Below are 12,008 nucleotides of genomic sequence, written 5' to 3' on the forward strand. Positions count from 1 at the left end.
GCCCCCTGGGACACCCCGCCCCCCCGCTCCCCGCTAGCCTCGGCCCGATGAAGTGGCTCACGGCAGTGCTGGTGGCGGTCGCGGCGGTCCTGGGGGGGCTGCTGCTGTACCGGGGCGTCTCCCCTGCCCCGGCGGGAGGCACGGTGCTGGACAACCCGGTGGCCCTGCCCGCCCTGCGGCTGGTCAACGAGCGGGGCGAGGCCACGCCCCTGAACGCGTCGGACGGCCGGATGCGGCTGGTCTTTTACGGCTTCGTGCGCTGCCCGGACGTTTGCCCGGCGACCCTGGCGAGCCTCGCGCGGGTGTACGCCGACCTGCCGGAGACCCAGCGCGAGCGGGTGCAGGTGCAGTTCATCACGGTGGACCCAGGGCACGACCGTCCCGAGGTGGTGCGCGACTACCTGGGCCGCTTCAACCCTGCCTTTTCCGGCCTGACGGGCGAGGCCGCCACCATCGACGAGGCCGCCCGCGTGATGTTCGTCGGCAACCGCCGCATCGAGCCCCAGCCCGCCGCGACTGGGGACCACAGCGCCCACCTGGAGCAGGCGCAGAGTGCTGGGGATGGCGCCGCCAATGCCCAGCAGGCGGGAGCCGCAGCCGTGCAGGCCGCCCTGATTCACGGCGATCAGGTCAGCGTGGTGGACCCCCAGGGCCGCTTCGTGCGGGTGTACGCCAACGGCGAGGTGCTGGACGGCACCCTGGCTGCCGACCTGCCGGGCCTGATCCGGACGTATGGCGGATCATGAGGGGAACTCAACCCACCCCTCCCGATTTCGCAAATAGCGTAATATAGGCGGCATGACCGAACCGCTCGACGCCGCCCTGCGGCCCAAGACGCTGACCGAGTACGTGGGGCAGGAGCGCCTCAAGGAAAAGCTCTCGGTGTACCTCCAGGCGGCCAAGGGCCGCCGCGAGGCGCTGGATCACACCCTGCTGTTCGGGCCGCCCGGACTGGGCAAGACCACGCTGGCGCACATCATCGCGCACGAACTCGGGGTGAACATCCGGGTGACCTCGGGTCCGGCCATCGAGAAGCCGGGTGACCTCGCCGCCATCCTGACGAACAGCCTGGAAGAAGGCGACGTGCTGTTTATCGACGAGATTCACCGGCTGGGGCGGGTGGCCGAGGAGCACCTCTACCCCGCTATGGAGGATTTCAAGCTCGACATCGTGCTGGGGCAGGGACCGGCGGCGCGGACCATCGAGCTGCCGCTCCCGCGCTTCACGCTGGTGGGCGCGACGACCCGGCCCGGCCTGATCACCGCGCCCATGCGCTCGCGGTTCGGGATCATCGAACACCTGGAGTACTACACGGCCGAGGAAATCGCCCTGAACCTGCTGCGCGACGCCCGGCTGCTGGGCTTCGGGCTGGAGGAGGAGGCCGCGCTGGAGATCGGCGCCCGCTCGCGCGGCACCATGCGCATCGCCAAGCGGCTGCTGCGCCGGGTGCGCGACTACGCGGACGTGGCTGGGGAGCCGGTGATCGGCATGGCGCGTGCCCACGACGCGCTGGACAAGCAGGGGCTGGACTCGGCAGGCCTCGACGACCGCGACAAGAAGTACCTCGAAACCCTGATCCACCGCTTCGCGGGTGGCCCGGTGGGCGTGGATACCCTCGCCACGGCCATCTCGGAAGACGCCCTGACGCTGGAAGACGTGTACGAGCCGTACCTGATCCAGCTCGGCTTCATCAAGCGCACGCCCCGGGGCCGGGTCGCCACCGCCCACGCCTACGACCACCTGGGGCTGCCGGTCAGTGGGCGGGACGAGGAGGGCATGGGGTTCTACGCAAACTGAGGTGGCCCGCCGCCCGCCAGAACCCGAGCGACCTCTGCCCCGGCCAACGCCGGGGTTTTTTGCTGGCGGTTGGCGGCTGGAAGTTATCCTCTCCCCATGACCGCCCCCCAGGTTCAGATGTTCGGCCTGAAAAAGAGTGCCGCCACCCGCGCCGCCGAGCGCTTTTTCAAGGAGCGGCGGGTCAAGATTCACTTCGTCGATCTGGCGGCCAAACCCATCGCCAAAGGGGAACTGACCCGCTTCGTCCAGAAGTTCGGGCTGAACGCGCTGCTGGACCTGGAGGGCAAGGCCTACGAACGCAGCAACCTCGCCTACCTCCGCACGACTGAGGAGGGGATCATCGCCCGCATCATCGAGACGCCGGAGTTGCTGCGGCTGCCGCTGGTGCGCGGCGGCAAGGTGCTGACGGTGGGCGAGGACCCGGAGGGCTGGGCGCGGATGCTGGAGGGGTAGGCTGGTGCATGTCGCGTCTCCACCGTCCCCTCCTGACGGCCCTACTCTTCAGTTGTGGGGCGTCCGGTGGGCTGGCCCTCGGGGGTAGCGGGCCGCCTTCCCCCGCCCGTGTGGAGGTCCGGCCTGGTGAGGTGCGGGTGCTGCGCGGAGGCGGAGTCGTCCGTTCGTACCCGATCCCTACGGGTCACGAGGCGCGGGCGCTGGTCACGGCTGGACGTGTGGCCGTCGTTACCCAACCAAAGCAGGGGTGGGATGGGTTTCAGCTCCGGGTGGACGATGCGGCGACGGGCCAGCCAGTCGTGCGGCGAACCCAGGCGGGCCGGGCCGAGCGGCTCTACGTGGTGGGAGACACCCTCTTCGTGGAGTACGCGAGCGCGGTCGCCCAGATTGCCACGCGGACGCTGACCCAGAACCTGCGCGTGACCGGTCGGGCGGGCACCATCGACGGCTGGCGGGTCGCTGAGAACACTCGCAGCCTGCTGTTCGACTCGCCCAACGGCGCCTACAGCCCTTACGAACCCGTGCGGCTGAATTACTTCCGCTTCGACCTGGCGACCGGGCAAGTGGTGTCCCTCGCCTTCGCCGTCCCCGCCCGCCCCGGCTGCGGCCTGCCCGAAAAGGACGGCACGCGGGGCGAGGTCGAGACGTACACGGCCCGTGAGATTGTGGCGACCCGGCACGACCGCTGTGGGGTGTTCGAGGCCCGCTTCGACTGGGTGGTGGGACCGTCCAGCCGTCCGGTGATCAGGCCCCGGAACTGACCGGCTCCAGCCGCACCCGCGTGTTGTGGAAGGTGCTGCCGCCCCCCAGGTCGGTCAGCGTCTGCGTGGTCACCGTGTTGATGCTCTCGCCGTCGGGGGCCGAGAGACCCCACCACGTCCCCTCCACGACCGCCACGCCGGGTTGCGCGGCCTGGGTCACCTTCACCCGGCGGCGCACCTGCCCCGCCTCGCTGACGATGAGGGCATAGCCGCCGTCGTCCAGCCCGTAGCCCTCGGCATCCTCGGGGTGGACGAGGACGTGCGGCTCGTCGCCCTCAGCGCGGTTGAGGTTGGCGAGGTTGCCGTAGGTCGAGTTCAGGAAGTGGTGGGCAGGCGGCGTGAGCAGGCGCACCGGGTAGTCGGGGTTCAGCGCCGCGCCCACCGGCTGGTACCTCGGCGCGGGCGAGAGCTGCACCCTGCCGCTGGGGGTGTCGGCCCCCTGCGCGTAGGGCAGGAAGCCCTCGGGGAGGTTCAGCCGCACGCTGCCCTCGGCCTTCAGGCGCTCGGGGGTGATTCCGGCGAGGAAGGGATGGTCCGTGTTCAGCACCTCGGCCAGCAGGTCGTCCACCGTCCAGTACACGCTGGGTTCGGTCACCCCGAGGCGGCGGGCGAGCTGCTGGAACACCCAGGAGTTGGGCCGGGCCTCGCCGGGGGCCTCCAGTTCGGCGGGGTTGTAGCCCAGCCAGTGGTGGCCGTAGCTGGTGTACACGTCGGGGTGCTCCATGAAGGTGGTCGCGGGGAGCACATAGTCGGCCAGCCGCGCCGTTTCGGTCATCGCCTGTTCCAGCACCACGACGAGCAGGTCGTCGCGCATCAGGCCCGCCCGCACCCGCGAGGAATCGGGCGCGACCACCGCCGGGTTGCAGTTGTAGATCACAGTCGCGCCGAAGCCCGCGTCGGGGGCCAGGGCGCTCGCCAGTTCGTTCATGTTGACGTGGGGCACGCCTTCGCGGGTCAGGTGCGCCCCCCCCAGCCGGGTGCGGTTGAGCGCGAAGGCCCCGCTGGTGCTGAGGCACACCCCCCCGCCCCGCTGCCGCCAGTCGCCCGTCAGGGCCGGAATCAGCGTGACCGCCCGCAGCGCCGTGCCGCCGTTTTCGTGCCGGGTCATCCCGTACCCGACCCGGATGTAGGTGGGCCGGGTGGTCCCGATGGCGTGGGCGAGGTCGCGCACCTCCTCCACCGTCAGGCCGGTCACTTCCGCCGTGCGCTCGGGGGTCCACTCGCGGGCGGCCTCGCGCAGATCCTCCACCCCGGTCGTCGCCTCGGCGAGGTACGCCTCGTCCGTCCAGCCGTGGGCGAACAGTTCGTGCATCACGCCCAATGCGAGCGCCGCGTCCGTCCCCGGCTTCAGCTTGAGGTGGGTGTCGGCGTACCCGCTTGTGCGGTTGCGGTAGGGGTCCACATGGATGATGCGTGCACCTGCTTTGCGGGCCGCCGTCATCTGCGGCGTCAGGTGGCTGTGGGTGCTCAGGCTGTTGATGCCCCACAGCACGATCAATCGGGCGTGCGGCACGTCGAGCGGGTCCACCGTCAGGCGTGAGCCGTAGCCCATCGCCCAGGCCGCCGTGCCCGCCGTCGCGCAGATCGTCTCGTCGAGTTCGGGGGTGCCCAGCGCCCGCCACAGCGCGTGGGCGTGCGAGTTCTCCATCAGGCCCATCGTGCCCGCGTAGTGATAACGCAGGATGGAGGAGGGGCCGCGCGTGTCCAGCAGGTGCCGCAGCCGGGCCGCGATGTCATCCAGCGCCTCGTCCCAGGTCACCCGCTCGAACTGCGGCTCGGGGTCGGTCTTGGGATTCACCCGGCGCAGGGGATAAATGGGCCGCTCGGGGTGGTGCTGCCGGGCGGGGTAGTGGACCGTCTTCACGCAAGCGAAGCCCTTGGTGTACGGATGCGCCGCGTCCCCGGTCAGCTTCACCGCCCGCTCCCGGCCATCCTCGCCGCGCTCCAGGGTGATGCGGAGACGGCAGGCATCGGGGCAGTCGAGGGGACAGGTGAGGAGGACATCGCGGGTGGCGGGCGCGGACATGGGGGCAGGATAACGGCCCACATACGGGCTTAGCGGAAGTCAGGTTACCCGGCAGGTTCAGGGCTGGCCGAACAGATGCAGCCGGGTGAGGGTGCCGCCCTGCGAGACGGTCCAGACGGTGCGCCCATCCGCCGTCACGCCCACGTCGGTCGGCGGGTCCTGGGGGCTAAACAACGTTTCCCGACGTTTCAGTCGGTCGCCGGGCGTCCCCAGCAGCATCAGGCCCTCCCCGGTGGCTGCAAGTACTCGCCCATCTCGCGTGACACGCAGGGCGTTCAGGCCGCGCGGGAGCCTCACCCGGCTCAGGACCTTGCCGGTATGGGTGTTCCACAGCTTGACCTCTCCATTCCGCGAGCCGCTGACGAGTCGGGCAGGCGACACGAAGCCCAGCGCCGTCACGGCCCCCGCGTGCGCGGTCCAGCCTGCCCGCATGGCGGGCGTCACTGCGGCCCCAGAATCGCTCAGGTGTCCCAGTCGCCGCCCGGTGGCCGCGGCGCGCAGGATGACCCCGCCGCCGCCCGAACCGCTCGCCAGCCACTTCCCGTCGGGGCTGAAGGCCAGCGAATGAATCCAATTGGACGGCTGCCCCTCAGCCGGGGTCGGCGGGTACGGTGTTCCGCGCCAGCCGCCTGCCTTCGACCAGGTATCCACCAGCCACAGGCTGGAATCGTTGACGGTATTCACGATGGCGAGGGCGTAGAAGCGCCCAGACGGGGAGAAAGCTAGGGCGCTGACACCGGGGCCGTCGCTACCGACGTTATGTTCGGTCTCGCGCCCGGTGCGGGCCTCAACACAGCGCAGGCCCGTGTGGGCGCTGCATAGAGTCGCGCTGTCCGGGCTGAAGACCAGCGTGGGGGCATTGACATCGTTGGCCGACCGCACCCGGTAAAGGCGTCTCCACGTCCACACGTCATGAACGGCGATGTTCAGGCCGTCATTGGGCACGTCCTTCAGGGTCACGGCGACCAGCGTGCCGTCCAGGCTCACTGCCAGCGGCGCGTTCCCCATGCCCCGCCACTGCCCGAGCACCGTGAACGCTCCACGGCTGGCCTGTGCCGAAGCGGCAAAGGAAAGCAGAGCCGCCAGAACCAGCCACCCGCGAAGAGGATGCATGACGCCACTGTACTGACCCTGGGCTGAGAATGCCTGCCTCTCCGTCATCCCCGTCACGCCGCCCTTTTTCAACCTCACGGTCGGGATAGACTCACCTCCATGATCGGAAAGACCTACACCACGGTGCTCGGCGGGCGCGAACTGAGCATCGAGACGGGGCGGCTGGCCAAGCTCGTCAGCGGCAGCGTCACCCTGCGCTACGGCGACACCGTGCTCCTCGTGACCGCGCAGGCCCGCGAGGACAAGAGCACCCTCGACTTCCTGCCGCTCACCGTCGAGTTCGAGGAACGGCACTACGCCGTCGGCAAGATTCCCGGTTCCTTTCACCGCCGCGAGGGGCGCCCCGGCGAGCGGGCCATCCTCTCGGCCCGCATCACGGACCGCCAGATCCGGCCGCTCTTTCCCAAGGGGTACCGCCACGAGACGCAGGTCATCATCACCGTGCTCTCGGCCGACCAGCAGAACCTGCCCGACGTGCTCGGTCCCATCGGCGCGTCGGCGGCCCTCAGCATCAGCGACATCCCCTGGGGCGGGCCGACCGCCTGCGTGCGGGTGGGCCTGATTGACGGCGGGTACGTGCTGAACCCCACCACCGACCAGCTCACGCGCTCGACCCTCGATCTTGTGGTGGCGGGCACCCGTGACGCCGTGATGATGGTGGAAGCCGGAGCGCAGGTCGTGGACGAGGAGACGATGGTGGGCGCCATCGAGTTCGCGCACGCGGAGATGCAGGGCGTCCTGTCCTTGATCGAGCAGATGCGGGCCGAACTCGGAGCGCCCAAGTTCAACTTCCTGGCGGAAGGCGACCTCGCCCCCGACCTCGTGCCCGAACTCGCCGAGGCCGCACGGGCGGCGGGCCTGCGCGACGCACTGCTCACGGTGAAGAAAAAGGAGCGCGGCACCAACCTCAAGGCGCTGCGCGACCGCATCATTCAGGACCGCATGATGGAAGGCGAGGTCGAGGGGGCCGAGGAACGCATCGTGGCCTTGAAGGCCGCCTTCGGCAAGGTGGAAAAGCAGGAGCTGCGCCGCCTGATCCTGGAAGAGGACCTGCGGGCCGACGGCCGCAACTCACGCACCGTCCGCCCCATCTGGATCGAGGCCCGGCCCCTGCCCCGCGCCCACGGCAGCGCGATCTTCACGCGCGGCGAGACACAGGTGCTGGGCGTCGCCACGCTGGGCACCGAGCGCGACGAGATTCTGGTGGACGACCTGACCACCGAGGAAAACGACAAGTTCCTGCTGCACTACAACTTCCCGCCGTATTCCACGGGCGAGGTCAAGCGCATGGGCGGGCAGTCGCGGCGCGAGGTCGGGCACGGCCACCTCGCCAAGCGGGCCATTCGCGCGGTCCTCCCCTCCTTCGAGGAGTTCCCCTACGTGCTGCGCGTGGTGGGCGAGGTGCTGGAGTCCAACGGGTCCAGCTCCATGGCGACCGTGTGCGCCGGGACCCTCGCGCTGATGGACGCGGGCGTGCCGCTCAAGGCCCCGGTCGCGGGCGTGGCGATGGGCCTCGTCATCGAGGACGGCAAGTACCGCATCCTCACCGACATCCTAGGCCTGGAAGACGCGCTGGGCGACATGGACTTCAAGGTCTGCGGCACCGCCGAAGGGGTGACGGCCCTCCAGATGGACATCAAGGTGGGCGGCATCACCCCGGCGATCATGCGCGAGGCGCTCGCCCAGGCCCGCGACGCCCGCCTGCACATCCTGGGCAAGATGGCCGAGGTGCTGCCCGCGCCGCGCCCCGAGTTGTCCCCCACCGCCCCCCGCATCGTCAGCCTCAAGATCAACCCCGAGCTGATCGGCAAGGTGATCGGGCCGGGCGGCAAGCAGATTCGCGAACTCGAAGCGATGGGCGCCCAGATCACGGTCGAGGAGGACGGCTCGGTCCGCATCTTCTCGGCCGACAGCGCCGCCGCCGAGGCCGTCCGCATCCGCATCGAGGGCCTGACCAAGACCGCCCGCGTGGGCGAGGAATACGAGGGCACGGTGGTGAAGACCGCTCCCTTCGGCGCCTTCGTCAACCTCTTCCCCGGTCAGGACGGCATGCTGCACATCTCGCAGATGAGCGAGGAGCGCATTCAGGCCGTCGAGGACGTGCTGAACGTGGGCGACAAGCTGCGCGTCAAGATCGCCAACATCGACGACCGGGGCAAGATCGACCTGATCCGCCCCGAACTGGAAGGCAAGATCGCCCCGCGCGAACCGCGCCCGGCCCGCGCGGGTGGCGGCGACCGTGTACCGCGCCCGCCGCGCCGGGACTGAAGGCCAGCAAGCGAGGCCGCTTCTCCCCGGTGGAGGAGCGGCCTCCTTCTGATGCTCAGCGGGCTGAACAGGCGTCTACTGCCCCGCCAACCCCAGGTACTGCACGGGTCCCGAGTAGCCGACCACGGCCGTGATGGTGTTCTTGCCGCGCTGGAACAGGTAGGTCTGGCTGCGGAGGGTCCTCGCTTCCTTGACCTTCCTGTACCCGCCCTTCTGGAGACCGGCGAGCACATAGGCAGTCTGCGCAGCACCCGTCTTGGCGTCCAGGGCATACATCTCGGTCCACTTCACCCCGGACATGGCCTGCCGGAAGGTGAGGTACAGCGGGCCGCAGATCGGCGTGAGCCTGCGCGTGTCCTTGAACAGGCTGTTGGCGACGGTGCCGGGTTTGACTGGGCAGGCCAGGGCCGAGGAAACAAGCATAGCGGCCACCAGCAACGTCAACCGGCCTGGGATGGACTGGACCATACGCCAGCATAAGGGACCCCCACCCCCGGTCATTCCCGCGCCGTGAACACCGCCAGCGCCGCCGCCCCCAGCGCCCCCACCGCCCCCGTCACCAGCGGGCCGTCCTGATGGTCCAGAAACGCCTCTACCGTCAGCGCCAGCCCCAGCACGCTCGCCCCCAGGGTCAAGGCCAGCATCCAGCCCAGCGGCAGCGGCGAGCGCCCCGCCGAGACGCGGGTGCCCCAGCCATAGCCCGCCAGGACCAGCAGCGCCGCACCCAGCCAGCCCAAACTCGCCCCCTCCAGCATGGGCGCAGCATAGCCGCTGGCGTTAGAATCCAATCTATGCGCCCCGCCTACCTCACCGCCGCCCGACACCTGCAACTGGGGCGCGAATGGGCGGTCGAGGGCGATCAGGAGCAGGCCGTAGGGGCCTACGAGGAAGCGCTGCGGCTGCTGCGGTCCCTGCCCCCCGAGCGCACCCGCGACGTGCTGCTGGCCCACACCCACCTCGCCTACTACCAGACGCTGGCCCTGCTGGGCGACGAGGCCGGTCAGGAGCACCTGCACCTTGGGGTCAGCTACGCCCGCTCCACCCGCGACCCCCTGGCGCGGGCGATTGCCGAGGAGTGTCTCAGCGGGCTGGAAGCGGTGCTGTAGAAGGTCGCCAGTCGCCAGCCGGAGAAAGGGAAAGCCCCAGCCAGAGCCGGGGCTTCTTTGTTTGCTGGAAGCTGGCGGCTGGCCGCTCTTACACCCCGCCCGGAAGCTGAAGCTGGGCCGTCGTGCGGTTCTGCGCCTTGTCGTGGGCGCACTGGAACGGCAACTGCCCCAGCGGAGCGCCCCCACCGTTCACCTGAATGTTGGCGGGAACGTTCAGGGTCCAGCCGCCGCCCTGGGCCTCCTGAACGCTGCCCACGAGGTCGGCGGGTTCGGGGGCGATCTCAGCGGTCAGGCGTTGACCGGCCTGAAGCTGGCCGCTCTGCTGAAGCAGGCCCTGCAGAGAGACGAGCTGCTCGTCTTCGGCGAGCTGTTCCTTGCAGGCTTCGAGGAACTTGTACTTGCTGATCCCGTTCGCCTCCCGGTCGCTCACGTAGGGATTGGCGCGGATGGTCAGGGCGGTCACGAAGCCCAGCAGCAGCACGCTGAGCGCAATCGCCACCCACAGCAGGGTGCGGCCCAGGTTCCCGTGGCGCTTGGAGGAGGTCAGCTCGCTCATGTCGGCACGCAGCATAGCGTGCCCAGGGGGGGCAGGCCGTCTGTTCGCCTACCAGTCGGCCGCCTGCCGCGTCACGCCCGCCATACCGACCCGCCGCAGGGCCGCCGCTACCCGCTCCCCCGTCCCCGGATGGACCAGCTCTGGCGCCAGGTCCGCCAGCGGCGCGAGCACGAAGGCCCGGCCCCAGGCGCGGGGATGCGGAAGAGTCAGGCCCGGCGTGTCCCATACCTCCTCGCCGCACAGCAGCAGGTCGAGGTCGAGGATGCGGGCCTCCCAGCGTTCGCGGCGCTCGCGGCCCGCCTCCGCCTCCAGCCGGTGCAGCCCGGCGAGGAGGTCGGGCGGCCGCAGGTCGGTCTCCAGTTGCAGCACGGCATTGAGGTAGTCGGGTTGCCCGACCGGTCCCCCAACTGGAGCGGTGCGGTACAAGGCGCTCACCCCGGTCACGGTACCCAGCCGCGCGAGGGCTTCCCTGGCCCAGCGCAGGGTCGCCAGCGGATCGCCGAGGTTCGCCCCCAGCGCCACATACGCCGCCGTCATTCGCCGGGCCGCAGGGTCAACTCGGCGTACACGTCGCGGAAGACGCCGGGCAGGGGGGCGAAGGGCTTATGCACCCGCACGGTCACGGCCTCCAGCCGCCCGTGTTCGCGCAGCAGCCGCCGGGCGATGCGGTCGGCCAGCACCTCGATCAGCAGGTGGCGCTCGCCCGTGACCTCCTCGCGGATGGAGGCGTAGACGGCGGCGTAGTTGACGGCCGCCGTGAGGTCGTCGGGAATGCCCGCGAAGGCCCAGTGCAGCTCGGCGTCCACCACGAAACGGGCGCCCAGCGCCGCCTCCGATTCGAAGACGCCGTGCCGGGCATGAAACTCCAGTCCTTCCAGCACCACGCGGCTCATGCGGGCGATTGTAGCGGGCCTGTTTCCTGTCCCGACGTGTCCAGCGCCGCCTGCACCCGCAGCGCCTGAACATGCTCGGCCACCGCGTGGACCCGCACCATCGCCCCTCCGCACCGCGCCGCGTGCAGGTGCAGGGCCAGGCTGCCGGGGTCCCGTTCCGAGGCCACCGGCACGTCCGCGAAGCGCCCGATCATCCCCTTGCGGCTGGCCCCCACCAGCACCGGCCACTCCCCGCCCGTCAGGTCCGGCAGCGCCCGCAGCAGCGCGAGGTTGTGTTCGACGGTCTTTCCGAAGCCCAGGCCAGGGTCGAGCAGCACGGAGGGTACCCCCGCCGCCCTCACCCGCTCGGCCTGCGCCCGCAGATAGCCATGAACCTCCGCCACCACGTCGTCGTAATGCGGCGCGTGCTGCATGGTGCGCGGCTCGCCCTGCATGTGCATCACGCAGGCGGCGGCGCCTGCCTCCGCGCACGCAGCCACCATCTCGAGGTCGCGCAGCCCCGACACGTCGTTGACGAGGTGCGCTCCCGCCTCCAGGGCCGCCCGCGCCACCTCGGGCTTGAGGGTATCCACGCTGAGCAGCAGGCCCTCGTCCGCCAGCGCCCGCAGCACCGGGCGAATCCGGTCGATCTCCGCGTCAGCGGGCACCGGAGCGGCGCCGGGCCGGGTGCTCTCGCCCCCCACATCGATCACGAGCGCCCCCGCGTCCCGCATCGCGCGGGCGTGGGCCAGGGCTGCCTCCAGCCCGGCGTGCCGCCCCCCGTCGCTGAAGCTGTCGGGCGTCACGTTGAGGATGCCCATGACCGCGCAGCCCCTCCAGGTGATCTCCCAGCCGTCCGGGGTGCGGACGCCGCCCGGCACCGGGAAGCCGAAGGTCAGGCGGTGCGGACGCTCCGGCCAGAGGTCACTCACCCGGCTCCCCCCCCGCCCGCTCGCCCCGCTGCCCCAGCGCGAAGCTCACCATCACGCGCTGCCGCTCTGGAAAGGCGTCCACGTAGGCGGGCATCCGCCGACCCGAGCGGAAGGGCACGTAGCT

Annotated in this window: 15 protein-coding genes (1 of these 15 only partly in view); 6 read left to right on the top strand and 9 right to left on the bottom strand. The window is 70.4% G+C overall.

From position 1 onward, the window contains the following. Window positions 1–47 precede the first annotated feature (47 nt). The 4 genes from C3K08_RS11755 (at window position 48) to C3K08_RS11770 (ending at window position 3,011) form a co-directional block, all read left to right on the top strand. Window positions 48–746 (top strand): SCO family protein, encoded by a 699-nt coding sequence (locus tag C3K08_RS11755; RefSeq protein WP_104991476.1) that lies wholly within the window; start codon window positions 48–50, stop codon window positions 744–746. Between the two features lie 52 nt (window positions 747–798). Further along, window positions 799–1,797 (top strand): Holliday junction branch migration DNA helicase RuvB, encoded by a 999-nt coding sequence (gene ruvB, locus C3K08_RS11760; protein WP_104991477.1) that lies wholly within the window; start codon window positions 799–801, stop codon window positions 1,795–1,797. A 96-nt stretch (window positions 1,798–1,893) separates the two neighbouring features. Next, window positions 1,894–2,250, top strand: coding sequence for an ArsC/Spx/MgsR family protein (locus tag C3K08_RS11765; protein ID WP_234009064.1), 357 nt, complete (start codon window positions 1,894–1,896; stop codon window positions 2,248–2,250). A 131-nt stretch (window positions 2,251–2,381) separates the two neighbouring features. Further along, the gene (locus C3K08_RS11770) at window positions 2,382–3,011 is read left to right on the top strand and encodes a hypothetical protein (RefSeq protein WP_158679922.1); all 630 of its coding nucleotides are present in this window, start codon (window positions 2,382–2,384) and stop codon (window positions 3,009–3,011) included. Here the strand turns inward: C3K08_RS11770 and C3K08_RS11775 are convergent. Further along, window positions 2,995–5,037: a molybdopterin oxidoreductase family protein gene (locus C3K08_RS11775; RefSeq protein WP_104991479.1), complete on the bottom strand. Its 2,043-nt coding sequence runs from the start codon at window positions 5,035–5,037 to the stop codon at window positions 2,995–2,997. The genes C3K08_RS11770 and C3K08_RS11775 overlap by 17 nt on opposite strands. Before the next feature lie 57 nt (window positions 5,038–5,094). Then, entirely contained in the window at window positions 5,095–6,150 is a 1,056-nt protein-coding gene (locus C3K08_RS11780; protein ID WP_158679923.1) for a WD40 repeat domain-containing protein, read from the bottom strand. 99 nt (window positions 6,151–6,249) lie between these two features. On the opposite strand from C3K08_RS11780, the gene pnp reads away from it, so the two are divergent. Then, window positions 6,250–8,418 (top strand): polyribonucleotide nucleotidyltransferase, encoded by a 2,169-nt coding sequence (pnp, locus tag C3K08_RS11785; protein ID WP_104991481.1) that lies wholly within the window; start codon window positions 6,250–6,252, stop codon window positions 8,416–8,418. A 75-nt stretch (window positions 8,419–8,493) separates the two neighbouring features. Here the strand turns inward: pnp and C3K08_RS11790 are convergent, their stop codons facing one another. Continuing rightward, window positions 8,494–8,841, bottom strand: coding sequence for a hypothetical protein (locus tag C3K08_RS11790; RefSeq protein ID WP_158679924.1), 348 nt, complete (start codon window positions 8,839–8,841; stop codon window positions 8,494–8,496). 74 nt (window positions 8,842–8,915) lie between these two features. Continuing rightward, window positions 8,916–9,173: a hypothetical protein gene (locus C3K08_RS11795; protein WP_104991483.1), complete on the bottom strand. Its 258-nt coding sequence runs from the start codon at window positions 9,171–9,173 to the stop codon at window positions 8,916–8,918. Window positions 9,174–9,209: 36 nt separating this feature from the next. Between C3K08_RS11795 and C3K08_RS11800 the strand changes: the two genes are divergently transcribed. Then, entirely contained in the window at window positions 9,210–9,524 is a 315-nt protein-coding gene (locus tag C3K08_RS11800) for a hypothetical protein (protein ID WP_104991484.1), read from the top strand. Between the two features lie 88 nt (window positions 9,525–9,612). Here the strand turns inward: C3K08_RS11800 and C3K08_RS11805 are convergent, their stop codons facing one another. The 5 genes in view from C3K08_RS11805 to C3K08_RS11825 are tightly spaced (at most 48 nt apart) and all read right to left on the bottom strand, a layout consistent with a single transcriptional unit that may run on beyond the window. Further along, on the bottom strand, window positions 9,613–10,080 hold the full coding sequence (locus C3K08_RS11805; protein WP_104992051.1) for a hypothetical protein: 468 nt from the start codon (window positions 10,078–10,080) through the stop codon (window positions 9,613–9,615). A 48-nt stretch (window positions 10,081–10,128) separates the two neighbouring features. Beyond that, window positions 10,129–10,617, bottom strand: coding sequence for a 2-amino-4-hydroxy-6-hydroxymethyldihydropteridine diphosphokinase (gene folK / locus C3K08_RS11810; protein ID WP_104991485.1), 489 nt, complete (start codon window positions 10,615–10,617; stop codon window positions 10,129–10,131). Then, window positions 10,614–10,973 carry a dihydroneopterin aldolase gene (gene folB, locus C3K08_RS11815; protein WP_104991486.1) on the bottom strand — a complete coding sequence of 120 codons (360 nt, stop codon included), beginning with the start codon at window positions 10,971–10,973 and terminating at the stop codon, window positions 10,614–10,616. The genes folK and folB overlap by 4 nt, the downstream gene beginning before the upstream one ends. After that, window positions 10,970–11,884: a dihydropteroate synthase gene (gene folP, locus C3K08_RS11820; RefSeq protein ID WP_234009065.1), complete on the bottom strand. Its 915-nt coding sequence runs from the start codon at window positions 11,882–11,884 to the stop codon at window positions 10,970–10,972. Before folP ends, folB begins: the two co-directional genes overlap by 4 nt. Then, window positions 11,877–12,008, bottom strand: partial view of an ImmA/IrrE family metallo-endopeptidase gene (locus tag C3K08_RS11825; protein WP_104991487.1) — the 3' portion only. 645 nt of this gene lie beyond the right edge of the window; 132 of the gene's 777 nt are visible here — the last part of the coding sequence; its start codon lies beyond the right edge, outside the window; the stop codon is at window positions 11,877–11,879. The genes folP and C3K08_RS11825 overlap by 8 nt, the downstream gene beginning before the upstream one ends.

It is taken from the genome of Deinococcus sp. NW-56 (assembly GCF_002953415.1).
Taxonomy (GTDB): Bacteria; Deinococcota; Deinococci; order Deinococcales; family Deinococcaceae; genus Deinococcus.

Excerpts from the sequence above, each read along its gene's own strand:
- C3K08_RS11755 (WP_104991476.1), top strand. The coding sequence starts at position 48 with ATGAAGTGGCTCACGGCAGTGCTGGTGGCGGTCGCGGCGGTCCTGGGG.
- ruvB (WP_104991477.1), top strand. The coding sequence starts at position 799 with ATGACCGAACCGCTCGACGCCGCCCTGCGGCCCAAGACGCTGACCGAG.
- C3K08_RS11765 (WP_234009064.1), top strand. The coding sequence starts at position 1,894 with ATGACCGCCCCCCAGGTTCAGATGTTCGGCCTGAAAAAGAGTGCCGCC.
- C3K08_RS11775 (WP_104991479.1), bottom strand. The coding sequence starts at position 5,037 with ATGTCCGCGCCCGCCACCCGCGATGTCCTCCTCACCTGTCCCCTCGAC.
- C3K08_RS11780 (WP_158679923.1), bottom strand. The coding sequence starts at position 6,150 with ATGCATCCTCTTCGCGGGTGGCTGGTTCTGGCGGCTCTGCTTTCCTTT.
- pnp (WP_104991481.1), top strand. The coding sequence starts at position 6,250 with ATGATCGGAAAGACCTACACCACGGTGCTCGGCGGGCGCGAACTGAGC.
- C3K08_RS11790 (WP_158679924.1), bottom strand. The coding sequence starts at position 8,841 with ATGCTTGTTTCCTCGGCCCTGGCCTGCCCAGTCAAACCCGGCACCGTC.
- C3K08_RS11795 (WP_104991483.1), bottom strand. The coding sequence starts at position 9,173 with ATGCTGGAGGGGGCGAGTTTGGGCTGGCTGGGTGCGGCGCTGCTGGTC.
- C3K08_RS11800 (WP_104991484.1), top strand. The coding sequence starts at position 9,210 with ATGCGCCCCGCCTACCTCACCGCCGCCCGACACCTGCAACTGGGGCGC.
- C3K08_RS11805 (WP_104992051.1), bottom strand. The coding sequence starts at position 10,080 with ATGAGCGAGCTGACCTCCTCCAAGCGCCACGGGAACCTGGGCCGCACC.
- folK (WP_104991485.1), bottom strand. The coding sequence starts at position 10,617 with ATGACGGCGGCGTATGTGGCGCTGGGGGCGAACCTCGGCGATCCGCTG.
- folB (WP_104991486.1), bottom strand. The coding sequence starts at position 10,973 with ATGAGCCGCGTGGTGCTGGAAGGACTGGAGTTTCATGCCCGGCACGGC.